Origin of the sequence: Leisingera sp. ANG-M1 (genome assembly GCF_000813745.1) — a bacterium.
In the GTDB taxonomy this organism is placed as follows: domain Bacteria; phylum Pseudomonadota; class Alphaproteobacteria; order Rhodobacterales; family Rhodobacteraceae; genus Leisingera.
This window is the reverse complement of the sequence record NZ_JWLC01000006.1, coordinates 260,908-282,778: the sequence shown is the minus strand read 5'-3', so window position 1 is coordinate 282,778 and position 21,871 is coordinate 260,908. Positions and strand designations below refer to the sequence as shown.

The 21,871-nt window shown below is 62.4% G+C and carries 25 protein-coding genes; 15 read left to right on the top strand and 10 right to left on the bottom strand.

The genetic code is table 11. The features are described 5' to 3' along the window. Window positions 1–209 precede the first annotated feature (209 nt). Complete coding sequence (locus RA19_RS05205) at window positions 210–1,085, top strand: DMT family transporter (RefSeq protein ID WP_052261653.1); 876 nt, start codon at window positions 210–212, stop codon at window positions 1,083–1,085. Here RA19_RS05205 and RA19_RS05200 read toward each other — a convergent pair. The 3 genes from RA19_RS05200 to RA19_RS05190 form a co-directional block, all read right to left on the bottom strand. Next, complete coding sequence (locus RA19_RS05200) at window positions 1,069–1,383, bottom strand: DUF1244 domain-containing protein (RefSeq protein ID WP_039160165.1); 315 nt, start codon at window positions 1,381–1,383, stop codon at window positions 1,069–1,071. The genes RA19_RS05205 and RA19_RS05200 overlap by 17 nt on opposite strands. Window positions 1,384–1,465: 82 nt before the next feature. After that, complete coding sequence (locus RA19_RS05195) at window positions 1,466–1,705, bottom strand: DUF6868 family protein (protein WP_039160163.1); 240 nt, start codon at window positions 1,703–1,705, stop codon at window positions 1,466–1,468. 117 nt (window positions 1,706–1,822) lie between these two features. Next, window positions 1,823–2,560: an N-formylglutamate amidohydrolase gene (locus RA19_RS05190; protein WP_039160160.1), complete on the bottom strand. Its 738-nt coding sequence runs from the start codon at window positions 2,558–2,560 to the stop codon at window positions 1,823–1,825. 120 nt (window positions 2,561–2,680) lie between these two features. On the opposite strand from RA19_RS05190, the gene pyk reads away from it, so the two are divergent. From pyk to RA19_RS25665, 5 genes are all read left to right on the top strand, one after another. Further along, on the top strand, window positions 2,681–4,126 hold the full coding sequence (pyk, locus tag RA19_RS05185; RefSeq protein ID WP_039160159.1) for a pyruvate kinase: 1,446 nt from the start codon (window positions 2,681–2,683) through the stop codon (window positions 4,124–4,126). A 116-nt stretch (window positions 4,127–4,242) separates the two neighbouring features. Continuing rightward, complete coding sequence (locus RA19_RS05180) at window positions 4,243–4,464, top strand: hypothetical protein (RefSeq protein ID WP_039160157.1); 222 nt, start codon at window positions 4,243–4,245, stop codon at window positions 4,462–4,464. 116 nt (window positions 4,465–4,580) lie between these two features. Further along, window positions 4,581–4,781, top strand: a complete 201-nt coding sequence (gene rpmI, locus RA19_RS05175; RefSeq protein ID WP_039124893.1) for a 50S ribosomal protein L35 — start codon at window positions 4,581–4,583, stop codon at window positions 4,779–4,781. Between the two features lie 15 nt (window positions 4,782–4,796). Further along, window positions 4,797–5,162: a 50S ribosomal protein L20 gene (gene rplT / locus RA19_RS05170; RefSeq protein WP_008206278.1), complete on the top strand. Its 366-nt coding sequence runs from the start codon at window positions 4,797–4,799 to the stop codon at window positions 5,160–5,162. Between the two features lie 175 nt (window positions 5,163–5,337). Then, entirely contained in the window at window positions 5,338–7,062 is a 1,725-nt protein-coding gene (locus RA19_RS25665; protein WP_152615680.1) for a calcium-binding protein, read from the top strand. 71 nt (window positions 7,063–7,133) lie between these two features. On the opposite strand, the gene RA19_RS05160 is transcribed toward RA19_RS25665, so the two are convergent. Next, complete coding sequence (locus RA19_RS05160) at window positions 7,134–7,736, bottom strand: pyridoxamine 5'-phosphate oxidase family protein (protein WP_039160156.1); 603 nt, start codon at window positions 7,734–7,736, stop codon at window positions 7,134–7,136. A gap of 66 nt (window positions 7,737–7,802) precedes the next feature. Here RA19_RS05160 and RA19_RS05155 point away from each other — a divergent pair, with 66 nt between their 5' ends. Together RA19_RS05155 and RA19_RS05150 are read left to right on the top strand one after the other, a co-directional pair. After that, a complete protein-coding gene (locus RA19_RS05155; RefSeq protein WP_039160153.1) occupies window positions 7,803–8,570 on the top strand; it encodes an AraC family transcriptional regulator in 768 nt (255 codons plus the stop codon). A 155-nt stretch (window positions 8,571–8,725) separates the two neighbouring features. Beyond that, the gene (locus tag RA19_RS05150; RefSeq protein ID WP_052261651.1) at window positions 8,726–9,109 is read left to right on the top strand and encodes a hypothetical protein; all 384 of its coding nucleotides are present in this window, start codon (window positions 8,726–8,728) and stop codon (window positions 9,107–9,109) included. A gap of 127 nt (window positions 9,110–9,236) precedes the next feature. Here RA19_RS05150 and RA19_RS05145 read toward each other — a convergent pair whose 3' ends face one another. Both RA19_RS05145 and RA19_RS05140 read right to left on the bottom strand, forming a co-directional pair. After that, a complete protein-coding gene (locus RA19_RS05145) occupies window positions 9,237–9,872 on the bottom strand; it encodes a DUF1326 domain-containing protein (RefSeq protein ID WP_039160151.1) in 636 nt (211 codons plus the stop codon). 86 nt (window positions 9,873–9,958) lie between these two features. Then, window positions 9,959–10,411: a PACE efflux transporter gene (locus RA19_RS05140; RefSeq protein ID WP_052261650.1), complete on the bottom strand. Its 453-nt coding sequence runs from the start codon at window positions 10,409–10,411 to the stop codon at window positions 9,959–9,961. Between the two features lie 102 nt (window positions 10,412–10,513). Here RA19_RS05140 and RA19_RS05135 point away from each other — a divergent pair, with 102 nt between their 5' ends. Together RA19_RS05135 and RA19_RS05130 are read left to right on the top strand one after the other, a co-directional pair. Then, window positions 10,514–11,407 (top strand): LysR family transcriptional regulator, encoded by an 894-nt coding sequence (locus RA19_RS05135; protein WP_052261649.1) that lies wholly within the window; start codon window positions 10,514–10,516, stop codon window positions 11,405–11,407. Between the two features lie 44 nt (window positions 11,408–11,451). Continuing rightward, on the top strand, window positions 11,452–11,997 hold the full coding sequence (locus tag RA19_RS05130; RefSeq protein WP_241479024.1) for an NUDIX hydrolase: 546 nt from the start codon (window positions 11,452–11,454) through the stop codon (window positions 11,995–11,997). A gap of 86 nt (window positions 11,998–12,083) precedes the next feature. On the opposite strand, the gene RA19_RS05125 is transcribed toward RA19_RS05130, so the two are convergent. Both RA19_RS05125 and RA19_RS05120 read right to left on the bottom strand, forming a co-directional pair. Further along, window positions 12,084–12,728, bottom strand: coding sequence for a glutathione S-transferase family protein (locus RA19_RS05125; RefSeq protein WP_052261648.1), 645 nt, complete (start codon window positions 12,726–12,728; stop codon window positions 12,084–12,086). A gap of 20 nt (window positions 12,729–12,748) precedes the next feature. Continuing rightward, window positions 12,749–13,297, bottom strand: a complete 549-nt coding sequence (locus RA19_RS05120; RefSeq protein WP_039160144.1) for a cysteine hydrolase family protein — start codon at window positions 13,295–13,297, stop codon at window positions 12,749–12,751. 97 nt (window positions 13,298–13,394) lie between these two features. Between RA19_RS05120 and RA19_RS05115 the strand changes: the two genes are divergently transcribed. From RA19_RS05115 to RA19_RS05100, 4 genes are all read left to right on the top strand, one after another. Next, on the top strand, window positions 13,395–14,318 hold the full coding sequence (locus RA19_RS05115; RefSeq protein ID WP_039160143.1) for a GlxA family transcriptional regulator: 924 nt from the start codon (window positions 13,395–13,397) through the stop codon (window positions 14,316–14,318). A 106-nt stretch (window positions 14,319–14,424) separates the two neighbouring features. After that, the gene (locus tag RA19_RS05110) at window positions 14,425–15,066 is read left to right on the top strand and encodes a hypothetical protein (RefSeq protein WP_039160141.1); all 642 of its coding nucleotides are present in this window, start codon (window positions 14,425–14,427) and stop codon (window positions 15,064–15,066) included. 152 nt (window positions 15,067–15,218) lie between these two features. Continuing rightward, window positions 15,219–16,292: a phenylalanine--tRNA ligase subunit alpha gene (gene pheS, locus RA19_RS05105; RefSeq protein WP_039160140.1), complete on the top strand. Its 1,074-nt coding sequence runs from the start codon at window positions 15,219–15,221 to the stop codon at window positions 16,290–16,292. Between the two features lie 67 nt (window positions 16,293–16,359). Beyond that, the gene (locus RA19_RS05100; protein ID WP_039160138.1) at window positions 16,360–16,710 is read left to right on the top strand and encodes a DUF2513 domain-containing protein; all 351 of its coding nucleotides are present in this window, start codon (window positions 16,360–16,362) and stop codon (window positions 16,708–16,710) included. Between the two features lie 305 nt (window positions 16,711–17,015). On the opposite strand, the gene RA19_RS05095 is transcribed toward RA19_RS05100, so the two are convergent. Next, on the bottom strand, window positions 17,016–18,143 hold the full coding sequence (locus RA19_RS05095) for a DUF2652 domain-containing protein (RefSeq protein ID WP_039160136.1): 1,128 nt from the start codon (window positions 18,141–18,143) through the stop codon (window positions 17,016–17,018). A 171-nt stretch (window positions 18,144–18,314) separates the two neighbouring features. Beyond that, window positions 18,315–19,163 (bottom strand): LysR substrate-binding domain-containing protein, encoded by an 849-nt coding sequence (locus tag RA19_RS05090; RefSeq protein ID WP_241479023.1) that lies wholly within the window; start codon window positions 19,161–19,163, stop codon window positions 18,315–18,317. 259 nt (window positions 19,164–19,422) lie between these two features. Here RA19_RS05090 and RA19_RS05085 point away from each other — a divergent pair, with 259 nt between their 5' ends. Then, entirely contained in the window at window positions 19,423–21,852 is a 2,430-nt protein-coding gene (locus tag RA19_RS05085) for a GcvT family protein (protein WP_039160130.1), read from the top strand. Window positions 21,853–21,871 lie beyond the last annotated feature (19 nt).

Genomic DNA, 21,871 nt, shown 5'->3' with positions numbered 1-21,871 from the left:
GAAATCATCGCCCGGGTTCAAAAAGACTAGGCTGCCGCCGCGGGGTTTCCGCTTGGCGCTTGAACGCCCTGCCATCGATTGGAGATCCGAAGGCGCTGTTCTTTTCAGACCCGCGTTCCGCTCCGGTGCCCGCTTCGTCCTGATTGCTGACACTCAGCTGGCAGCAGCAGGATGCTAACCGGGAGCCGGGCAGTCAGAGGAGGTTAAACGTGGCGGGCTCTGATCAATCACGGCGCCTTGCGGGCATTGCCCTTGTGGCTGTGTCAGCTGCCGTCTTCAGCAGTGCGGGGATTTTCACCCGCTCGGTAACGGCTGCGGCTTGGACTGTGATCTTCTGGCGCGGGCTGGCTGCTGCCGGCTTCACCCTTGGCTGGCTGGCATTGCGCGGGCAGCTGGCCAAAGAGCTGCGCAGCTTTGACCGCCGCTCGCTGCTGATTGCCGCTATAGGCGCAGCCGGAAGTGCCGCCTTCATTCCGGCTTTCAAGCTGAGCAGCGTGGCAAATGTGGCGCTGCTTTATGCGGCGGCGCCTTTTGCAGCGGCCGGGCTTGCCTGGCTGGTGCTGCGGGAGCTGCCAGGACGGCGGGTGCTGCTGGCCAGTGCTGCCTCGCTTGCCGGAGTGGCGGTGATTCTGCAGGGGGCGCTGACCGGCGGCAGTCTCAAAGGCGATTTGCTGGCGCTGTTCATGACGCTGATGATGGCAGGCATCATGACCGCCTACCGCAAGTGGCCTGACGTGGCGGCTGCGCTGCCCAATGCGGTGTCATCGCTGCTGCTGCTGCCGGTAGCGGCTGTCTGCGCCCCGGTCATGGCGGTGCCACAGGGCGAGATGCCGGTGCTGATCCTGTTCGGGCTGGTCTTTGCAGTGGCCTCGGTCACCCTGTGCGAGGGCGCGCGGCGGCTGCCTGCGGCCGAGACGGCACTGCTGTCGGCGCTGGAGACGCCGCTGGCGCCGCTCCTGGCCTTTCTGATCCTGGCCGAGCGGCCCAGCCTGCAGACGGTGGCAGGCGGGGCGGTGATTTTTGCCGCTGTCCTATGGTCGCAACGGCCTGCGCGGAAGGCGGCTGAGCCTACTGCTTGTCCGTGACGTTCTCTTTGAACGCTACCTCGAAGGCGGCCTGTTTCTCGGCGCTGGCCTCGGTCTGATAGTTGGCTTTCCACTCGGCCATGGTCATGCCGTAATAGGCCTCGCGGGCCGCGTTCTTGTCCATTTCGATGCCGCGCTCGTTGGCGGCCTCCTGATACCAGCGCGCCAGGCAGTTGCGGCAGAAGCCGGCCATGTTCATCAGGTCGATGTTCTGCACGTCGGTGCGGTCTTCCATCAGGTGCTTTTGCAGGCGGCGGAAGGCGGCGGCCTGGATTTCGATCTCGGTTTGCTTGTCCATCGCTGGCTCTCCAGTGTGAGTTGGCGCGTTGGCACAGGCCTAGCAGCCGGGGCAGGGGCGGGCAATGGGGGCAGATGACGGATCAGATCAGCTTCAATGCCAGCCACGGCCCCAGCGCGGTGGCAAAGATCACAATCTTGTAAGTCCCGAGCCAGCGGTAGACGGTGAGGCTGACATCAGCGGGGGCCAGCCCGAATATGCGCCCGTGCAGCCGGGCCACCCAGTCCTGCATTGCCAGCACCAGGATGGCGGAGAGGGTGAACAGGCCGATGTGCAAGAGGGTCAGCCAGCCGAAAAAAGCGGTGAGGGTTTCCTGGGCCATGGCGGCTCCTTTCCCGTATCTGTCCCGCGTTTCCGTTACAGATATGGGGATGCTGCACCGGGTCTGCAACATCTGGCTGCCGTTCCCCGATGCGGGAAACGGCAGGTGCAAGCGGTTTTAGAGGCCAGAGGCTTCCAGCGCCTTTGGCAAAACTCGGGCCAGCCGTTCGGCCCATTCATGCTGCCCTTTATGTTCGGCAATCAGGTCATTGCGGAATTCGATCAGGGTGTTGGGGCGGCCGGGCTTGGTGGCGTGGGTCTCAATCGCGTCGCCGGGCAGGTAGCCGGTATAGGGCTCATTGACGCCGACACACAGATCGCCGGGGCGGTTCAGTTCCTCAATCACAAAAGGCGAGAAACGCTCGCCCTCGGGGAACAGGATGCCGATCTCCCAGGGCCGGGGCGGCCGCCCGCGCAGCTGGCGGGTGAAGCTGTGGACCGAGATGATCACCGTGCGGGGGCGTTCTGCCAGCCGTGCCAGCGCCCGGTGGTAGGGGCGGTAGCAGGCCTCCAGCCGCTCCTTCAGCTCTGCCTCGCCCGCGTGGCGGTTGGCGGGGATGATGGTGCCGTCATAGAGCTTCATCAGCAGTGTCGGGTCGTCCTCGCCGCGGTTGGGGTCGATCACCAGACGGGAGAAATTGGAGGCCACCACCGGCGCGTCCAGCATTTCGCCGAGCAGCTTAGATACTTCATAGGCGCCAACGTCATAGGCGATGTGGCGCTCCATGTCCTCGCGCGGGAGGCCGAGGTCACCGCCGCCGGCAAATTCCGGCACGTGGTTGGTTGCGTGGTCGCAGGTAATCAGCCAGCGGGCGGGACGGTCTTCGCCGTGAACAAAAAAGGGTGTGTATGTCATGAGCCTGATATGTTTTGCCGCAAGCTGTTTACGGGAGTTGCGGCAGAATGGGAATTGGGGGATAAGCACCTCAAGCGCTGTTTGCGGTAACAGAAATTCGGGCCGGAGGAGAGACCCCCAATGAAACGTTCGCGCAATGTGAAGATTGTCGCCACTTTGGGGCCGGCTTCCGAGACCTATGAGACCATCCGCGCCCTGCATGAGGCCGGTGCTGATGTGTTCCGTCTGAACATGTCGCACGGCAGCCACCCGGAGATTGCCGAAAAGCATAAGATCATCCGTCAGGTGGAACAGGACCTGGACAGTCCGATTGCCATTCTGGCGGACCTGCAGGGGCCGAAACTGCGGGTGGGCGTTTTTGCCAACGGCGAGGAAGAGCTGGAGGAAGGCGCCAAGTTCCGTCTCGATCTGGATGAGGCAGAGGGCGATGTGTCCCGTGTGTGCCTGCCGCATCCGGAGATTTTCCAGGCGCTGGAGCCGGGGGCGCATCTGCTGGTCAATGACGGCAAGATCCGCCTGGTGGTGGAGGAGTGCGGCGAGGATTTTGCCGACTGCACGGTGGAGACCGGCGGCACGATTTCGAACCGCAAGGGGGTGAATGTGCCCGATGTGGTGCTGCCGCTGGCGGCGCTGTCCGAGAAGGACCGGGCGGATCTGGAGTTTGTCTGTTCCCTGGGGGTCGACTGGCTGGCGCTGTCTTTCGTGCAGCGGGCCAAGGATGTGTTTGAGGCCCGCGCGCTGGCCGATGGCCGCGCCGCGGTGCTGTCGAAGATCGAGAAGCCGCAGGCGGTGGAGGATTTTGCCGCGATCCTGGATGCCTCGGACGGCATCATGGTGGCGCGCGGCGATCTAGGGGTGGAACTGCCGGTGGCAGCGGTGCCGCCGATCCAAAAACGGCTGGTGCGCAAGTGCCGCGCCGCGGCCAAGCCGGTGATCGTGGCAACCCAGATGCTGGAGAGCATGATCGAAAGCCCGATGCCGACCCGGGCCGAGGTCTCGGATGTGGCCACCGCCATCTACGAGGGCACCGATGCCATCATGCTGAGCGCCGAGAGCGCGGCCGGCCAGTATCCGGTGCAGGCGGTGGAAACCATGGACCGGGTGGCCACCGAAGTGGAGGCCGACCCGACCTATACCCAGATCATCACCGCCTCGCGTTCGGCCAAGGGCACCACCGTGGCCGACGGCATCGTGGCGGCGGCGCGGGAGATTGCCGAGAAGACCGAGATCAAGGCGATCTGCTGTTTTACCCAGTCCGGCACCACCGCGCTTTTGACTGCGCGCGAGCGGCCAGGGGTGCCGATCATCGCGCTGACCGCGGTGGAGGCGACGGCGCGGCGGCTGTGCCTCAGCTGGGGCTGCAAATGCGTGATGACGCCGATGCTGACCCGCTTCAAAGGCGCGGTGGTAAGCGCCGCCCGCGCCGCCCGCTCCGGCGGCTACGCCGAGGACACCGACCAGATCGTGGTCACCGCAGGGGTGCCCTTCAACGTGCCGGGCACCACCAACATTCTGCGCATCGCGCCTTGCGACGAGCGGCTGATCTACAGCACCGATCCTGAGTAATCCGGGGCAGGCGGCGGGCAGCTCTTTGCCAGTCCGCCTGCTGCACCGGGGATGAGCGATTGATTTGCGGGGGCGGCCCGGCTTACCCTGATCTCACAAGTGTGTGAGGTAAGAGTATGGATACGGATCTCGCGCTGATCCTGGGGCTGGTGATTGCCTGCTTCACGGTTCCGTCGATCCTGTCGGCGCTGAGCGAGCGGCGGCCGCCGCGGGCGTCGATTCTGACGGTGCTGATTGCCATCGGCCTGGTCACCTATGCGGTGATCGCCAAACCGGGCGGCTACACGATGGGCGAGATCCCGGATGCGTTTTTCCGGGTTGTCGGGCGGCTTCTGTAGCGAATCCGCTTGCTCATCTCCCAAGCATTGCGTAAAGGGCAGCTCTGTTCCGTGCGGCCGGCCATCGAGGCATGCCGAGTCGCGCGTCTAGCGAACCCGCATTGAAGGAGACGGAAATGCCCAAGATGAAGACAAAGTCGAGCGCCAAGAAGCGCTTTAAGGTGACCGCAACTGGCAAGGTCATCGCAGGTCAGGCCGGCAAGCGCCACGGCATGATCAAACGCCACAAGAAATTCATCCGCGACGCCCGCGGCACCACCACCCTGTCCGCACCGGACGCAAAGATCGTCAAGGGCTTCATGCCCTACGACCGCTAAGAGGAGATCTGAGATATGTCCCGCGTTAAAGGTGGTACCACAACTCACGCCCGTCACAAGAAGGTCATCAAGGCAGCCAAAGGTTACTACGGCCGCCGCAAGAACACCTTCAAGGTTGCCCGTCAGGCCGTCGACAAGGCCAACCAGTACGCAACCCGCGACCGCAAGAACCGCAAGCGCAACTTCCGCGCGCTGTGGATCCAGCGTATCAACGCTGCTGTCCGTTCGCACGACGAAGCACTGACCTACTCCCGCTTCATCAACGGCCTGAACCTGGCCGGCATCGAAGTGGATCGTAAGGTTCTGGCCGACCTGGCCGTGCACGAGCCCGAAGCATTCGGCGCGATCGTCCGCCAGGCACAGGACGCGCTGGCAGCCTAAGCCCGCAGGTTCCGGAAATCATGAAAGGCCGCTCCAGCAGGAGCGGCCTTTTTCAGTTTTTGAGAGCGAAACTTCCTGGCACTCAGCCCACATGGGGGTGATTGTTTGATTGGCTTGCATTTTTTTGGAATCCACCTATCGATGAGCCATAAAGATAATTTTCAGGTGTTTCTTCATGTCTGGTCAGCAATCCAGCCCCGCCGCGAAGGGGAATGATTTCTTAGTAAATTCGCCTTCACCAGATATGCAGTGGGAACCCTTTGTTACAGCCTTGGCTGATGGCGGGTTTGTCGTCACGTGGTCTTCGTTCAATCAGGATGGTTCCGGCTACGGCATTTTTGCGCAGCGATATGACTCGGCTGGTGTAAAGGCAGGCACCGAATTTCAGGTGAACACCAGCACACAGGGGCACCAGCTTGCACCAAGCGTTATCGCACTAAGCGATGGTGATTTCTGGGTTATTTGGCGGACATTCGGGGGAAATGATGGCACAGATGGCCAGTATGGGCAGCGCTACGGCGCGTCCGGTGATCCGGTAGGGGATCAAGTCCGTTTGCTGCATGGTGGAGATGCTGGCGTCGCGCTTGCGGATGGAAGCTTTTTGCTGACATTCGAAGGGCCTGATGGCGGCGGTGACGGCATATTTGGTCAATATTATGACTCCGATGGCGTCAGGGCTGGAGCCGAATTCCTTATCAATTCGACAGTTGCCGGCACACAGACGGGCTCTTCCACGGCTCAGCTTGAGGGGGGCGGTTTTGTTGTGACGTGGACCTCATATGCTCAGGACGGGCACAGAGGGGGTGTTTACGGGCAGGTTTTTGATTCTTCAGGACGAAAATCCGGTGATGAATTCCAAGTAAATACCCACACGGAACACAACCAGCAGAAGCCCTCGGTTGCAGGCCTTTCTGATGGTGGGTTCATTGTCGCCTGGGAATCGAATGATCAGGATGGAAGTTCAATAGGCATCTTTGCTCAGAGGTACGATGCTTCCGGAGAAAGCGCCGGGCAGGAATTTCAAGTCAACAGCCATAGCGCGGGATTGCAAGCCAGCGTTTCTGTCACAGGTTTGTCGGATGGCGGCTTTGTCATAACCTGGCATTCGGATGAGCAGGATGGTGACCATTACGGAATTTTTGCTCAGCAGTATGACGCGTTGGGCGAAGCTGTAGGTGATGAGTTTCAAGTGAATTCGACCTCCGCCGGCGACCAGCGCAGCCCAGGTGTTGCGGCGCTTTCAGATGGCGGTCTTGCCTTTGTCTGGACGCAAGCGGAATTTCCGGGGGCCACAGACGATGTTATCGGGCGAATTTTTGAAACTGGTTCTGCTTTGGGGGGCGAGATCCTAGTTGGAACGCGATTGAGCGAACGCCTCGACGGCGGTGCCGCTGATGATACGATTAAGGGCAAAGGCGGGGCCGATTGGCTTGGCGGAATGGGCGGTGATGACAGGCTATTGGGCGGGGGCGGTTCTGATAAGCTTTACGGCCACACGGGCCAGGACACTCTGGTAGGCTCACTTGGCTCTGACTCCCTTAGCGGCGGTCAAGGAAACGACCGGTTGAAAGGGGGGGGCGGCAAAGACAAATTGTTTGGAGGCCGGGGTCAGGACACATTGGATGGCAGCAGAGGCAGTGATTTTCTGACTGGCGGCGGCGGCCATGACGTTTTTGTTTTTTCAAAGGGTGACGACGTTCTGACGGATTTCAATGCTGCCAGCAGGTTTGAAAAAATCGACCTTAGCTCAGTTGATACAATCTCGGGCTTTCGTGATCTGAAGAACAATCATATCAGTGAGGTGGCCGGTAACCTTGTGATTGCCGATCTGAATGGCAATTCACTGACGCTCAATGGAGTTACTGCCGACGACCTGAGTAAAGGTGATTTCATTTTCTGAGTTGTTCCCCGGGTTTTGATGCTGAAGCTGAAGCGAATTTCAGCCAGCGGCGGTAGACACGCCGCTTTCGGTCACCACATCCGCGATTTGGCGTATTCCGCGTATCCCGCGTCATAGGCCTCTGCCTCGAAACTCTCTTCCTGCTCCTTCAGGAACTGGCCCGCGGTGGGGACGGCGGGGCGTTCGGCTGCCGGGTCCCACAGGCGGGAGCGCATCAGCGCCTTGGCGCATTGGAAGTAAAGTTCCTCCACTGTGATCACCGCGACGGTAGCGGGCAGCAGGGACTTGCGGGCGAACTGGGTGCGCAGGCTCTCGTCCGCGGTCAGGACGGCGGTGCCGTTCACCCGCACTACGTTGTTGCAGCCGGGCACCATGAACATCAGGCTGACGCGCGGATCGCGGACGATGTTGCGCAAGCTGTCGATGCGGTTGTTGCCGCGCCAGTCGGGCAGCCACAGGGTCTTGTCGTCCGCCACATGCACCACCGGGCCGTCATCGCCGCGCGGGCTGGCGTCGGTGCCCTCGGGGCCAATGGTGGAGAGGACCAGAAACCGCGCCGCGCCGATCCAGCTGCGGTAAAGCGGCGTCAGATGGGACGTGACCTTGGTCAGCGACTGCGGCACCGGGGAGCCGTAGATTTCTTCAAGCGCGTCGGTGCTGGTGAGTATCTGCATGGGCTGCCTCCTATGGGTTGCGTTTTAGCTTGCCCTTTCGTGGCAATGGGGCCAGTTTTCAGGCAAATGGGCCAAACTGCGGATCTCCGGCGGCGCAGGGAAACCTCGTCTGATGCGGTGCAAAAGCTGCCGCATGGGGTGGTGTCCTATGCGCGGACCTATCGGGATGGCTATGTCTCGGCCTGGCACGATCATCCGCGCCACCAGCTGGTCTATGCAGTGGCAGGGCTGATGATGGCAGAGGCGGACGGCACCAGCTGGGCGGTGCCTGCAGGGTCCGGGCTGATCGTGCCGGCGGGGATGGCGCATGAGATCCGGATGGCGGGAGAGGTGCAGCTGCAGTCGCTGTATGTTCACCCGGGCGAGCCTGGGGCCGCAGCAATGGCGGAGTGCCGGGCGGTCACCGTGGAGCCGCTGCTGGCGGGGCTGATCGCGGCGCTCTGCGGTATGAACAACCCTTGGCCGCTGCCGCCGCGGGCGCATCATCTGAGCCAGCTGATCCTGATTGAGCTGGGCGCGGCGCCAAAGTCGCCGCTGGCACTTCCCTACCCGGCGGATGCCCGGCTGCGGCGGGTTTGCGATGCGCTGATGGCGGATCCCGGCGGCTGCCAGACGCTGGACTACTGGGCGGCGCTGGCCGGGATGAGCCGGCGCAGCTTTACCCGCAGGTTTCTGCAGGAAACCGGCCTGAGCTTCGGCGGCTGGCGGGACCGGCTGCGCTGCCAGATCGCGCTGCGGGCCGTGGCCCGGGGAGAGGCTTTGGGCCGGGTGGCGCAAAGGCTTGGCTACGCCAGCCGCCAGTCGCTGCAGGGGATGATGCAGCGGCTGGTCTGACGCGCTGCAAGTTCGTTGCTTTTGTGCAACTTTTGCGGTCTGAGCATGTGGCGGGCTTACCTGAATGTTGTGCTGTGGCCGTGGCCACCCCTACGACCTTCCAGAGGCCTTCTGTGAGCACGGGCCTGATCAACACGTTACTGCGGAGAACCTTCATGAAAAAAGCACTCCTTATCCTGCCAGTTCTGGCGCTGGCCGCGTGCGCCGATGAATTCAGCTATCCGGCGCAGCTGGACAAGCAGGCGCAAGCGGCTGCGCAGACCGCGGCGACCCCGGTTGACCAGATCACCCTTGAACGCGGTGCAACCATCAACGGCGGCAGCTTCCAGGTTCTTGGCGCTGTGAAAACTTCGGTGGGCAAGGCAACTGCTTTCCACCCGGCGCCGACAGTTGCTCAGGCGGAACAGAAGCTGCGGATCGAAGCTGCGAAGCTGGGGGCCGACGCGGTCATCAATACGGAGATCGGTGAAGTTGGTGTCTGCGCGCTCAGCTGGGGCTGCCGGAGTGCCACCGGCACCGCGGTGAAGCTTACCAATTGATGCTGGCCTGCGCCGCTGCCGGATGAAGGAACCGCCGCCCGGACAGGCGGCGGTTTTTAATTGACTGCAGGGCGTCACCCGTGATGCGGATCTTTGATCCTCAAGGGCGAAGGATTGCGGCGCAGCTTCAGGCGGCGATCCCGTGCGGGCCGTGGCGGATGATGGCCCATTGGCCATAGCTGTCGTCCAGGTCCAGCTTGATTGCTGCATTGGATTTGGTAGAGGCACTGCCGATCTCGGCCAGCGTGAACTCGATCCCGCCGGGGATATCGATGCGGACCCGGTGTTCGCCGCCGCCGTGCGGGGCCTGGATCGGGCGGCCGGTGGAGGTGACGAGCCCTTCGATATCCAGCTTGGCGGTGCGGTTTTCGATGCTGGCTTCGTAGTCGATCCGCTTGACCAGCGTTTCGTGCACAGTGTCGCACATGGCGCGGAACACCCACCAGTGGGTGGCCTCCTCGTCGGTCTCGCCGCCAAGCATCACGGTGACCAGGGCATCGCGCTGGGCCTGCGTGGCGCGGTCGTCGATGATTGCCTGCAGCGCGCCCTTGCCTTCGAAGATAGGGCCGGGCCAGGCATAGAGCAGGGCGGCGCGGGTGCCTGCCAGATCGGTCGCGCCGAAATGCCCCTTGTCGATGTGGATCACCTCGAACCCGGTGCAGTTTCCGTGGGTGGGCAGATCCTCGAACTGGCAGGGGCAGCCGTAGTTGCAGTTGCAGTTCCCGAAGCTGCGGCCTTCGATATACCAATCCACATGTGCCATGGCTGTCCTCCGGTGCTGCTGATGGGGTGCGCTGAGCTGCGCGGCCCCAGTATAGCACAGATCCGGAGGGCAGGCCGGGCGGCAAGCTAGGTTCCGCCAGCCGGGGCCGCAGCGACCGGGAACAGCCGGTCATAGGCAAGGGTGAAGCCGTAGGTGTAGACCACTACAAAGGAGGTCACCGTCAGGTCGGTGGCCAATGCCTGCCACAGGCCGAGGCCGAGCCACCAGATATAGAGGGGAAGGGAGGTCATCAGAAGCGTTGCCTCGAACCCGGTGGCGTGCAGCAGGCGGCCGAGGGTGGAGCGCTCGCTGCTGACCCGGCCCGCCTTGGCGTCGGCCTTGTCGAAGACCCAGTTGTAGACCAGGTTCAGCAGCATCGCCTTCACCGACAGCACCACGCCGAGCAGGCCGATGTCGCTCAGCGGTTTGTCAAAGAAGGCGGCACCAACGGGCACCAGGATCGCCATCAGCAAAAGCTCGAAGCTGATGGTATAGCGCAGCCGGTCCTTTGCTGTGCGCATTGCAACTGTGCCTGCCATTCTTGAGCTCCATCGGTGAATCAGGGTGTTTTGCTTTTTTCTATCTGGAAACAGTGATACTTCCAGTCAGTAAGTATCTGGTTTTCAGATAGGAGAGTGATGATGTCTCCCGAACACCTGCAGGCCTTTGTGCTGGCGGCGGAGCTGGGGTCTTTCTCGGCCGCGGCACGGCGGATGGGCAAGGCGCAGTCGGCGGTCTCCACTGCCATTGCCAACCTTGAGATCGACTGCGGGCTGCAGCTGTTTGACCGCAGCGGCCGCTCGCCGGTGCTGACGCAAGCGGGCCGCGAGATGCTGCCGCATGCGCGCGGCATCCTGCTGGGGCACCGGGAGTTTGCTGCCAAGGCGGCGTCAATGGCGGAAGGGGTGGAGGACAGCCTGTGCCTTGCGGTCGAGCAGGGGCTGAATCTGGCGCCGCTTTGGCAGGCTTTGCGCCAGTTTGCCGAAACTTTCCCGCATGTGGCGCTGGAGATCCTGCCAACCGGTCCGAATGAAACGGCCAAGCTATTGAAGGAGGGCCGCGCCGATCTGGGGCTGATGACCGAGCAGGAGAGCTACCCCGGCGGCTTCCAGTTCCGCGGCGTCGGCCACACGGTGGTGGTGCCGGTCTGCGGCTGGGATCATCCTTTGGCGGGGCATGGAGTGCTGGCGCACCGGGATTTGCGGGCGCACCGGCAGCTGGTGCTGCACAGCCGCTCGCAGGAGGCCGAGTGGCTGATCGGCGAGGCGCACAGCGCCTCGGTCTGGTGCGCGGGCAACCCGGACGTGATTGTGCCGCTGCTGCTCCAGGGGCTGGGCTGGGCCGAGCTGCCGCTGCCCGCAGTCAAGGCGCATCTGGAAAGCGGCGCGCTGGTGCGGCTGCGCTATGGCTTCCAGCAGAGCGACGCGCTGGCGGGGATTGATGTGGTCTGGACGTCGCAGCGGGTGCTGGGGCAGGCCGGTCAATGGCTGCAGCAGCATCTGCTGAAGCTGCCGCAGGAGGCGTGGCGGAGCTGAGGCGGATGAAAGCTGACGACGCGTGATTAAGCAAACGTTGAGATTTGATCCTGCCCAAGCTAAGCAAAGTTTTTGTGGTCACTCAATTCAGGGAAGTTACAGTGGCGGAAATTCCTGTAAGGTCATCTCTCGTATTTCTCTTTGTTTTGCGGGCCGCCGGGGCCGGGCATCAAGTGCTTCTTCTGAAGCGGACCCAGACCTTGGCTGGGGAATGGTCCCAGGTTTCCGGCCGCATAGAGGGGGAGGAAAAGGCGTGGGAAACAGCGCTTCGGGAACTGAAGGAAGAAGCCGGGCTTGAGGCCGAGAGGCTGTTTGCGACAGATATCTGCGAAACCTATTACGGGGTTACCCAGAATGTTATAAATATCGCCCCGGTCTTTGTGGCTTTTGTGAGCGAAACTGCTGAAGTGGCACTTAACTTTGAGCACAGCGCGTATCACTGGGCCGGATTTGAGGAAGCCGGGGAGATGGTGCCTTATGGCGGTCAAAGACGGACATTGCGCCAAATCGAAGAAGAGTTTTCGAGGCGCTCTCCGTGCAGGCATTTCGAAATCGATATCTCGAAAACCACAGCGGGAAAAACACGCTAATACCGTTTAAGACTGACCTGCAGCTGTACTGCGCGCGGAAATTTATTTCCCGGCCCCCAAACAGTTGGAAGCCGGGCCAGGCCGCATCAGTCAGGGATGATCTGCTGATCCAGTTCCTTGTCCTTCACGCGGTCGCTTTCGATCAGTTCCCGCAGCGCCGGGCGGGCTAGGGCGCGCTGGCGGTAGGCCTCCAGGTTGGGATATGCGCTGTGGTCCAGGCGGGCGTTGCCGGAGAGGACGAAGAACCAGGCCAGATAGGCATCCGCCGCGGTGAAACGGTCTCCCAGCAGATAGGGGCGGGTGGCCAGGTGGTCTTCCAGCATCTGAAAACGCAAGGGGGCGAGGTCGCGGACGCGGTCTTTGACCGCTTCGGTGGCCTCCTGGTAAAACACCACCCGGAACAACCCCTTGTGCAGCTCGGTGGCGCAGAAGTTGGTCCAGCGCAGCAGCTGGAAATAGTCCGGGTCCTGCGGGTCGACCCGGAACTCCGGGTTCTGCGACTGCGACTGGATCCACAGGAGCACCGTGGCGGTCTCGGTGAGTCTGGAGCCGTCCTCCAACTCCAGCACCGAGACCTGGCCCAGCGGGTTCACGTCATACAGCAAGCCGCCGCGCTCCAGTTCCTTGGTGCGCAGGTTCAGATAGGCGATGTTCAGCGGCACCCCGCCCTCGGCCGCGGCAAAGCGGGCGGCGAGGGAGCAGGTGAGCGGGGCGTGATATAGCGTGGTCATGGGGGCAATCTGCTCCAGGATCAGGCGGCAAGATAGGCGTCTGTGGTCACAATGGCGGCATAGGCAAAGCCAAGCGCCGACATATAGGCCTTGTGTACGTCTTCGGCGGCGATGGTTGCGCCGTTGAATTCCAGATCGCGGGAGGAGCAGGCGTCTTCGACCACGGTGACCGCATAGCCATAGTCGGCGGCGGCGCGCGCGGCGGCGTCGATGCACATGTGGCTCATGTCGCCGGCGATGGTGACATCGGTGATGCCGTTCTCGTCCAGCAGCCGCTTCAGGTTGGTGTCGCGGAAGGAATTCACATGGTGCTTGAGCACGGTGGGCTCGCCATCGGCGGGCTGCATCGAGGCATGGATCTGCGCGCCTTCGCTGCCAGGGGCGAAGAAGGGGGCGTCGTCCGAGGCGAATTCGTGATGCATATGGACGATGAATTGGCCTTGGGCGCGGGCCTGGTCCAGCAGGCGGCGGGCGTTGGCGGCAGAGGCTTCGATGCCGTGCAGCTCCCATTTGCCGCCGGGGAAGTAGTCGTTCTGGATGTCGATCAGGATCAATGCGGATTTGGTCATTTCTGTCTCCGTTTCTGTGAGCATGGGGTTGGTATAGGCCCGGGGCGTGCCCAGATGTGATTGGCGGAAATGACATAAAGCGGGTTGGATCAGACAAATGGCATCGGGCACAGAGATACGGATCGGGCTGGCGGCCTATCCCTGCGCGCAGCGGGCGGCGGTGCTGGGGCTGCAGGACCTGCTGCAGGCGGCCGGCGGGATGCAGCAGGCAGCGCGGGGGCTGCGGGTGGAGATTGTCGAGGAGTTCGAAGGCGATGAGCAGTTTGACGCGGTGATCCTGCCGCCCTGTCTGGGGCCGCGGCCGGAAGGCGAGGCGCTGGCGATGGTCTCAGCCTGGGTGGCGCGCCAGCACGGGGGCGGGGCTCTGGTCTGCTCGATCTGCGCGGGGGCCTTTCCGCTGGCGGAGACGGGGTTGCTCGATGGGCGGCAGGCGACCACCCATTGGGCGTTGGCGCCGGCCTTTGCCCAGGCTTATCCGCAAGTGCATCTGCAGGCCGAACGGCTGCTGATTGACGATGGAGATGTGATCACTGCGGGCGGGCTGATGGCCTGGACCGATCTTGGACTGCGGCTGGTGGCGCGGTTCCTGGGGCTGGCGGTGATGCTGGAGACGGCGCGATTCTTCCTGATCGACCCGGGCGGGCGCGAGCAGAGCTATTACAACCTGTTTGCCCCGGACCTGAGCCATGGCGACGCTCCGGTGCTGAAGGCGCAGCACTGGCTGCAGGCGCATTACCCAGAACCGGTGACGGTGCCGCAGATGGCCGCCGCAGCCGGGCTGGAGGAGCGCACCTTTCTGCGCCGCTTTCAGGCCGCCGCCGGGCATAAGCCGTCGGAATACCTGCAGCAGCTGCGCGTCGCCAAGGCGCGGGAGCGGCTGGAGCTGTCAACCGCCAGCATTGAGAGCATTGCGATGGAGGCGGGGTACTTGGACGTCTCCGCCTTCCGCAAGCTGTTCCAGCGGATTGTCGGCCTGTCGCCGAGTGAATACCGCAAGCGGTTTGCGCCCGCGCGGGGGTGATTTGCAGAGCCTTTTGTGGGCAGAGGGTAAATACTCAGGTATCAGGAAGTTGAAGGCAGGCAGCGTATCAAGCTGATGAAGATTTCAATTCCGGGCGGTTCCGACCATGTACAAAGACCAGCTTTCTGAAGCGCAGTTTGAATTGGCCGCTGAAATGGCGGGCTATGTGTTGCTCAGGCTCACGCGATTTTTCTCGCAACCCGATTTTGACGACTGGAAGGAAATTTTGTCCAGCGAAGGAGGGGAGATAAACGAGAGCGGGGCGTTTGATAGCCTCGCGCAGTTCAGCGGCCTTGCTGGCGCGCTCATTTGGGCAAATGTTGCAGCATACAGCCGCGCGGCCTGGGGGCTGGAGCAGTTGGGGATAGTCATCAGGTACAGAGAAACCGCTTTTTTCAAAGCGGCTGTGCCGTGTGACGAAATCCGGCGGCACTTGCTGGAAAGCCGCACTCTTGGAGCGGAAGAGTTCGAGTACATGGTCTACGCCTTCTTCGGGTGTGAAAACCAAGATGAGTGGGGCATGGCCAGTTTGGAAGGGCCGGACGGGCCGGTGGCGTCTTCGGTGGTTGAGCTGGACCCTGGCTTTGCGCAGCTTTGCAAGAACGCAGGGTTGATCGGGAAAGCGGAGGGGCAATGGGCCTGGTCCCCGCTTATGGAGCGCTGCATGTCACCCATTGAACTGGAGGTTAGCGTTCCGGGGTTCTTCAGCCGCGCCGTGTCTTCAGACTGGGAAGCAAAGCTGGTTTAGGCAGGCATAGCCTAATCCTGTCTTTGCCCAAGACCATGCTTACCGAAACTCCTTTGCCGCCGGCAGCACATCCGCCGGTGCATCCGCCTTGGCCCTCTTGCTTTCAGCGGCCCTTGTGATAGCAGGGCGTCAGCACAATTCGAGGGGCCGTCATGGACGATCTTAAAGCCAAATACCTGGGTCAGATTGCGGATGCTGCGGATGAAGCCGCGCTGGAGGCGATCCGTGTGGCCGCCGTGGGCAAAAAGGGCGAAGTGGCGCTGAAGATGCGCGAGCTGGGCAAGATGACCCCGGAAGAGCGCCAGGTGGCGGGCCCGGCGCTGAATGCGCTGAAGGATGAGATCAACTCGGCGCTGGCGGCCAAGAAAGCGGGCCTGGAAGATGCCGCCCTGGATGAGCGCCTGCGCACCGAGTGGCTGGACGTGACCCTGCCGACCCGCGCCCGCCGCACCGGCTCGCTGCATCCGATCAGCCAGGTTCAGGAAGAGATCACCGCGATCTTTGCCGAGCTGGGCTTCTCGGTTGCCGAAGGGCCGCGGATCGATACCGACTGGTACAACTTCGATGCGCTGAACATCCCCGGCCACCACCCGGCCCGCGCCGAGATGGACACCTTCTACATGCACCGCGCGGAAGGCGACGACCGCCCGCCGCATGTGCTGCGCACCCATACCTCGCCGGTGCAGATCCGCTCGATGGAGAAGATGGGCGCGCCGCTGCGCATCATCTGCCCGGGCGGTGTCTACCGCGCCGATTACGACCAGACCCACACGCCGATGTTCCACCAGGTCGAAGGCCTGGCGCTGGACAAGGACATCTCGATGGCGAACCTCAAGTGGGTGCTGGAGGAGTTCGTCAAATCCTTCTTTGAAGTGGATGACGTCGAGCTGCGCTTCCGCGCCTCGCATTTCCCCTTCACCGAGCCGTCGGCAGAGGTGGACATCCGCTGCTCCTGGGAAGGCGGCACGCTGAAGATCGGCGAGGGCGACGACTGGATGGAAATCCTCGGGTCCGGCATGGTGCACCCCAAGGTGATCGCGGCCGGCGGCATCGACCCGGAGATCTATCAGGGCTTTGCCTTCGGCATCGGCATCGACCGTCTGGCGATGCTGAAATACGGCATCCCGGACCTGCGCGCCTTCTTCGACAGCGACCTGCGCTGGCTGCGCCACTACGGCTTCCAGAGCCTCGACATGCCGGCCCTGCATGGCGGTTTGTCTAGGTAATGGAGTGAAGATTTTGCATGATGAATTAGGGCGCTTATTAAGCGCCCTATTGTTTTAGGAGTGACAGATGCAACGAGACGACGATCTTTTTCGATCGATATTGTTTGAATTTGAAAAACAGGAGGACTGGCTGGTTATTGTACCAGAGACTCTCGGAATGAGTGCGGACGAGAGAAGGCACTTAGGTCATGTACAGCTCTTGTGCGATGCCGATTTAGTGATGGAAGTTTCCGACAGTGTGTATCGGCTCACTAATTCGGGACACGATTACTTGTCTGCAATTCGCAGCGACACAGTTTGGAAGAAAACGAAAGACGGTGCTGCAAAGGTAGGCGGGATGTCGCTGGCAATGATGAGAGATTTGGCTCTGGCATACGTCAAACAAGAAGCTGCGGAAAAGCTTGGTGTGAAATTGTGAATAATGCCGCGGGGCGCAGCCCCGCATCGCGCCCGACCCGCCCTGTCATGCCGAAGGCGTGCTTTCAGTACGGCGCAGGCGCGATACGCCCACCCTCGGGTCCGGCGCAATGCTCCGTGAAATTCAGGAACAGTTGAACTAGATCGTTAGCGCGGAGCAAGGCCGAGAGACCGCCCGCACGGGCAGGCGATTTGGTGACGCAGGCGCGAAGTTTGAAGTTCTACGGACTTTGCCGGGATAAACTACCAAACATGATCGTTGGTTCGCCTCCCCGCGGTCAGACGGGGGCGCGGCTCGCGCTGGCCTCAGGCGGGGGCAGGGGCGGTTCCGCCCAGCCGTTCCCCTAGCGCCTTGATTCTGGAGAGACGGTTTTCCTTGTCCGGGATGATGAAGCCGCGGAGCTTTCGGTTGATCATGCCGGCCATCAGCTTGCCCAAGAGCTTGGGGGAGCGTGCCTTGGCGTAACGCAGCTTGATCAGGGTGCCGTCTCCGACCTCTTCCATTTCGATGGTCTCATACATCATCAGCCCCATTGGCAGGTTGTAACGGCCGGTGACATATTCGCCGGGGTTCCAGTCCAGCACCTCATAGGGAAACAGCGCGTCGCCGTGGTAGCAGTGGTACATCGTGCCGGGTTCGATCTTGCCCTTGTTGGTGTTCAGAAGGTCCATCCTGTCGGCGCCCAGCCATTCGGTGCGCAGGTCGGGGCGGGTGCAGATGGTAAAGGCGATCTCGGGCGAGACGGCCAGCGGCACGATCCATTCGTCAAACAGCAGGTCATCGGCGGCGCCGACAAAGCTGCGCTCGGTGGAGCGGCGGCGCTGCCAGGCCACGCGCATGTCGCGCACCACATAGGTGACCGCGCCGATATGCTTGATCTCCTCGCTGTGGAACTCGCTGTCATCGAAGAAATCAACCAGGTCCATGGCGCGCAGCGCGTCGCAGGACAGCAGCGTATAGGCGGTGAGGCCGGTGCGCTCGGTGACTGAATTCTTTAGAAGCCGGAAGGCGGCGATCACATCCGGACCGGCCAGCTCATGGCTGCCGCGGGTGTCCTGCTGGATGCATTCGCCGTGATGCACCACCAGTTTCAGCTCCAGGTCCTCGATCTTGCTGCAGGCCTCGCAGGTGCAGCCGGTGTTGAGGATCATCTTCTCCTTCTCGCGGGCAAAGATGCAGTAGAGCTGCTCGGCGAAATCGAGGATGAATTGCTTGGTCATCACTTCGCTTTCGAAGGCATAGGCAAAGACCGCGTCGCCCTGCAGGCCGGAGACCGCAAGCGGCGCGCGGATGGCGGGGATGAGGCTGCCGAACAGGGCGTCGAGAATGCCCTTGGAGTGCTCCAGCGGGGTGCCTGCCATGAATTTCGTGTAACCCGACAGGTCGGCAATGACAAAGAATGCTCTTTGGACACCGGTATGCTCAGCCGTCATCGCCACCTCCCTGACAAATGTGCGGTTAAGTATGGTGCAGGGCGGGAGAATTTCAAAATCAAAGCGGGAAGCAGCAAACGGGCAGGGTCGGAACGCGCGGCAGCCCTTGCCGGTATGTGCCCGGTGCCGCGGGTGTCCTGTTTGGTTGCGGGTGCTTGCGGCGGGCCTGTTTTAAGTGCCGGACAGCCAGTCGAACACGAGCTTGGCCCGGTCGGAGGCCTGGTTGTGCAGCTTCGCATAGAATTCCAGCGGCGCCGAAATCGTGTCGGGCAGCAGCCTGACCAGCTTGCCGGATGCGACCAGATCCGCGGTCAGGCCCTCCCACCCGAGCACGGCTCCCATGTCATCCTGTGCGGCTTGCAGCGCGATGACATAATTGTTGACGCGGTGGGTGGATTTCAGCGGTCCTGAATAGCCCAGGGCGTGTGCCCAGCCTTGCCAGTCGGTGCCGCCGGTTTCCAGCGAATCGAGGTGGATCAGCGGGACATCGGCGATCTCGGCGATGCTGCCGATCCGGTGCCGGGCGGCAAACCGCGGGCTGCACAGCGCCATGATCCGGTCCCGGAACAACGCCCGGCAGTGGCCGCTGTCACGGGACATATCGCCGTAGTGCAGGCTGAGGTCGCAGTCGCCGGCGGCTCTTTCCGTATCGCTGACGATCTGCGCCACCGAGATATGCTCGTAGCTTTTCCAGAAATGCGCCAGCCGCGGCGTCAGCCACAGCGAGCTGACCGCGGTGCTGGACCGGATTGTCACCGAGCTGCGCCCGTGCTGGGCCCGCAGCTGCTCAAAGGCGTCGTTGATCCCCTCAAATCCCCTTTGCAAAGCGACCAGCAGATAGGCGCCGCTTTCCGTCAGTTCGACACCGCGGTGAAAGCGGTTGAACAGGCTGCACTGCAGCTCCCGCTCGAGCGCCTTGATCTGGTGGCTGACCGCGGCGGGGGTGACGTTCAGCTCTGTGGCTGCCAGCTTGAAACTGGTGTTGCGGGCGGCGGCTTCGAAGCTGACCAGGGAGCTCATCCGGGGCAGGTCGTAGGGGCGGTTGGGCAAGGCGGCTTTATCCTTGGGCCGGAAATGTTGATTGCAACATGTCTCTTTTCGAGTCTTTGGGCAAATTCAGCTAAGCCAAGATGAAATTTTTTGCAATTGCCGGATGCGGGAATGACGGCAGAATGCAGCATCACTCCCCGGCTTAGGGTCCGTGCCTGGCGGGGGAGGCACTCAGGAATTCTGCCGCAGCAGCCGAGGCTGCCGGACATCCGCAAACAGGAGTTGGTCTATGAAGTCGCATGCAAAAGTGGTGGTCGTCGGCGGCGGCTGTGTCGGAGCCTCGATCCTTTACGGGCTGACCCAGCACGGCTGCAGTGATGCGGTGATGCTGGAGCGTACCACACTGACTTCAGGGTCGACCTGGCATGCCGCGGGTCTGCTGGTGACCTTCGTGCGCTCGCACAACATCTCCAAGATGACGATGGAAACCATCCGCATCTACGGCGAGGTGGAGAAGAAGCTGGGCTCCTCCGTTGGCCTGCGCCAGGTCGGGCAGCTGCGGGTCGCCAACACTGAAAAACGCTGGGATGAGTTCCAGTCCTATATCTCCATCGCCGAGGCTGCGGGCGTGCCCTGCCGCCTGGTGACGCCGGAGGAGATCAAGGAGATCCACCCGCTGCTGGCGCAGAGCGAAAACATCCGCGGCGGCATCCTGCATGATCAGGACGGCTACGTGAATCCGGCCGACATCACTATGGGCCTGGCCAAGCTGGCGCGAGATCAGGGCGCGACGGTCTATCAGAACACCGAAGCGCAGGCCTATGAGAAGCTGGACAACGGCCACTGGAAAGTGACTACCAGCAAGGGCGAGATCACCTGCGAGCATTTGATTTTTGCCACTGGCAACTATGCCCGCGAGAACGCCCGCCGGGTGGGGCTGGACCTGCCCTGCATCCCGATTGTGCACCAGTACTGGACGACTGAGACCGTGCCGCTGCTGAAGGAACGCCGCACCGAAGGGTTGCCGGAATTCCCGATCCTGCGCGACGAGGATTACGGCGCCTATCTGCGCGAGGATGTGGGGGGCTTCCAGTTCGGGCCGTATGAGTTCGAAAAGGACCTCAAGCTGTTTGCCGAGGACAAGGTTCCGGCCGATTTCGGCGCCGACCTGCTGCCCGAGGATTTCGAGGCGGTGGAAACCCAGTGGGAGCGCGCGCTGGAGCGGGTGCCTGCCCTGGGCGAGGTCGGCATCAAGGCCAACACCCGCGGACCGTTCCAGATGACCCCGGACGAGCTGCCGCTGTGCGGCCCGGCGCCGGGCCACGACAACCTTTGGCTGGCCGAGGGCGTGCCCGGCGGCATCCTGTGGGGCGGCACCATGGGCGAGCGGCTGGCACGCTGGATCGTTGACGGCCATCCCGGCATCGACATGTCCGAAATCGACCCGCGCCGCTTTGGCGACTATGCCTCCAAGCGCTGGACCATGGACAAGGTGCGCGAGACCTGGGGCACCCATATGGATGCGCATGTTCCGGGTGAAGACTTCCCCTCGGCCCGGCCGATGAAGACGATGCCGTCTTATGACCTGCTGACGGCGCAGGGCGCGGTCTGGACCACCTTCAACGGCTATGAATTCCCGCGCTGGTTTGCCAAATCGCCCGCTGAAGCCACGCCTGAGCACAGCTTCCGCCGCACCAATCATATGGAGCTGGTGCAGGAAGAGGTGCGCGTCACCCGCGAGGAGGCCGGCTTTATCGAGATGTCGCCGATGACCAAGTTCACCGTGCGCGGCCCCGGTGCTGCCAAATGGCTGGACGGGATTATGGCCAACAAACTGCCCAAGGTCGGCCGCATGACCCTGGCCGTGGCGCTGAACCCGCAGGGCGGCATGGAGGGCGAATACACCATCGTCCGCTATGGCGAGAACGACTTCTACCTGGTCTCGACCCCGAACGGGCAGGTCTACAACTGGGATTACCTGTCGCGCCTGCTGCCGGATGATGGCTCGGTGATCATGGAGGACATCTCGGAACAGCTGGGTGTAATTGCCTTGGCCGGGCCGAAATCCCGCGAGATCCTGCAGCAGCTGACCGACAACGATTTGTCGAACGCAGCCTTCCCCTGGCTCACCGCTCAGATGGGCGAGGTGGGCTATGCCAAGGGCGTCCATCTGCTGCGCGTCTCCTACACCGGCGAGCTGGGCTGGGAGTTGCATCACCCGGTGGGCTACAACCGGCATCTGGTCGATCAGCTGCTGAAGGCGGGTGTGAAACCTTTTGGTCTGGAGGCGCTGGAATCGATGCGGCTGGAGAAATCCTACCGCGCGATCAACCGGGAGATCTGCAAGGACATGACGCCGTTTGAGGCCGGGCTGGACCGCTTTGTAGCACTTGAGGGGCGTGAGTTTATCGGCCGCGATGCGCTGGTCCGGCAGAAGGAGGCGGGCGGTTACAGCACGCTGGTTACCTTGAAGCTGCCGTTCTGCGACACTTCAGTGATGGCGGATGAGAGCGTCTATAGGGACGGCACGCTTGTGGGCCGTGTGACTTCGGGCGGGTTCTCCTACTACTGCAACCACGACATCGCGATGGCGCTGGTGCCGCAGGAGCTCACCGCTGAGGGCACCCGCCTGCAGGTGATGGTCCACAACGAGATGCGCGAGGCTGAGGTGATCGGCATCTGCGCGGTCGACCCAACCAGCGCACGCGCCCGGGCCTGATCCCGGCCTAGCCACAGGA

What these genes read in the sequence shown, in the direction of transcription:
- pyk (WP_039160159.1), top strand. Translation starts at nt 2,681, where the DNA reads ATGAAACGTTCGCGCAATGTGAAGATTGTCGCCACTTTGGGGCCGGCT.
- pheS (WP_039160140.1), top strand. Translation starts at nt 15,219, where the DNA reads ATGGACGATCTTAAAGCCAAATACCTGGGTCAGATTGCGGATGCTGCG.
- RA19_RS05115 (WP_039160143.1), top strand. Translation starts at nt 13,395, where the DNA reads ATGGCATCGGGCACAGAGATACGGATCGGGCTGGCGGCCTATCCCTGC.
- RA19_RS05190 (WP_039160160.1), bottom strand. Translation starts at nt 2,560, where the DNA reads ATGACATACACACCCTTTTTTGTTCACGGCGAAGACCGTCCCGCCCGC.
- RA19_RS05160 (WP_039160156.1), bottom strand. Translation starts at nt 7,736, where the DNA reads ATGCAGATACTCACCAGCACCGACGCGCTTGAAGAAATCTACGGCTCC.
- RA19_RS05145 (WP_039160151.1), bottom strand. Translation starts at nt 9,872, where the DNA reads ATGGCACATGTGGATTGGTATATCGAAGGCCGCAGCTTCGGGAACTGC.
- RA19_RS05110 (WP_039160141.1), top strand. Translation starts at nt 14,425, where the DNA reads ATGTACAAAGACCAGCTTTCTGAAGCGCAGTTTGAATTGGCCGCTGAA.
- RA19_RS05195 (WP_039160163.1), bottom strand. Translation starts at nt 1,705, where the DNA reads ATGGCCCAGGAAACCCTCACCGCTTTTTTCGGCTGGCTGACCCTCTTG.
- RA19_RS05100 (WP_039160138.1), top strand. Translation starts at nt 16,360, where the DNA reads ATGCAACGAGACGACGATCTTTTTCGATCGATATTGTTTGAATTTGAA.
- RA19_RS05200 (WP_039160165.1), bottom strand. Translation starts at nt 1,383, where the DNA reads ATGGACAAGCAAACCGAGATCGAAATCCAGGCCGCCGCCTTCCGCCGC.
- rpmI (WP_039124893.1), top strand. Translation starts at nt 4,581, where the DNA reads ATGCCCAAGATGAAGACAAAGTCGAGCGCCAAGAAGCGCTTTAAGGTG.
- RA19_RS05095 (WP_039160136.1), bottom strand. Translation starts at nt 18,143, where the DNA reads ATGACGGCTGAGCATACCGGTGTCCAAAGAGCATTCTTTGTCATTGCC.
- rplT (WP_008206278.1), top strand. Translation starts at nt 4,797, where the DNA reads ATGTCCCGCGTTAAAGGTGGTACCACAACTCACGCCCGTCACAAGAAG.
- RA19_RS25665 (WP_152615680.1), top strand. Translation starts at nt 5,338, where the DNA reads ATGTCTGGTCAGCAATCCAGCCCCGCCGCGAAGGGGAATGATTTCTTA.
- RA19_RS05150 (WP_052261651.1), top strand. Translation starts at nt 8,726, where the DNA reads ATGAAAAAAGCACTCCTTATCCTGCCAGTTCTGGCGCTGGCCGCGTGC.
- RA19_RS05155 (WP_039160153.1), top strand. Translation starts at nt 7,803, where the DNA reads ATGGGCCAAACTGCGGATCTCCGGCGGCGCAGGGAAACCTCGTCTGAT.
- RA19_RS05135 (WP_052261649.1), top strand. Translation starts at nt 10,514, where the DNA reads ATGTCTCCCGAACACCTGCAGGCCTTTGTGCTGGCGGCGGAGCTGGGG.
- RA19_RS05125 (WP_052261648.1), bottom strand. Translation starts at nt 12,728, where the DNA reads ATGACCACGCTATATCACGCCCCGCTCACCTGCTCCCTCGCCGCCCGC.
- RA19_RS05140 (WP_052261650.1), bottom strand. Translation starts at nt 10,411, where the DNA reads ATGGCAGGCACAGTTGCAATGCGCACAGCAAAGGACCGGCTGCGCTAT.
- RA19_RS05090 (WP_241479023.1), bottom strand. Translation starts at nt 19,163, where the DNA reads ATGAGCTCCCTGGTCAGCTTCGAAGCCGCCGCCCGCAACACCAGTTTC.
- RA19_RS05085 (WP_039160130.1), top strand. Translation starts at nt 19,423, where the DNA reads ATGAAGTCGCATGCAAAAGTGGTGGTCGTCGGCGGCGGCTGTGTCGGA.
- RA19_RS05180 (WP_039160157.1), top strand. Translation starts at nt 4,243, where the DNA reads ATGGATACGGATCTCGCGCTGATCCTGGGGCTGGTGATTGCCTGCTTC.
- RA19_RS05120 (WP_039160144.1), bottom strand. Translation starts at nt 13,297, where the DNA reads ATGACCAAATCCGCATTGATCCTGATCGACATCCAGAACGACTACTTC.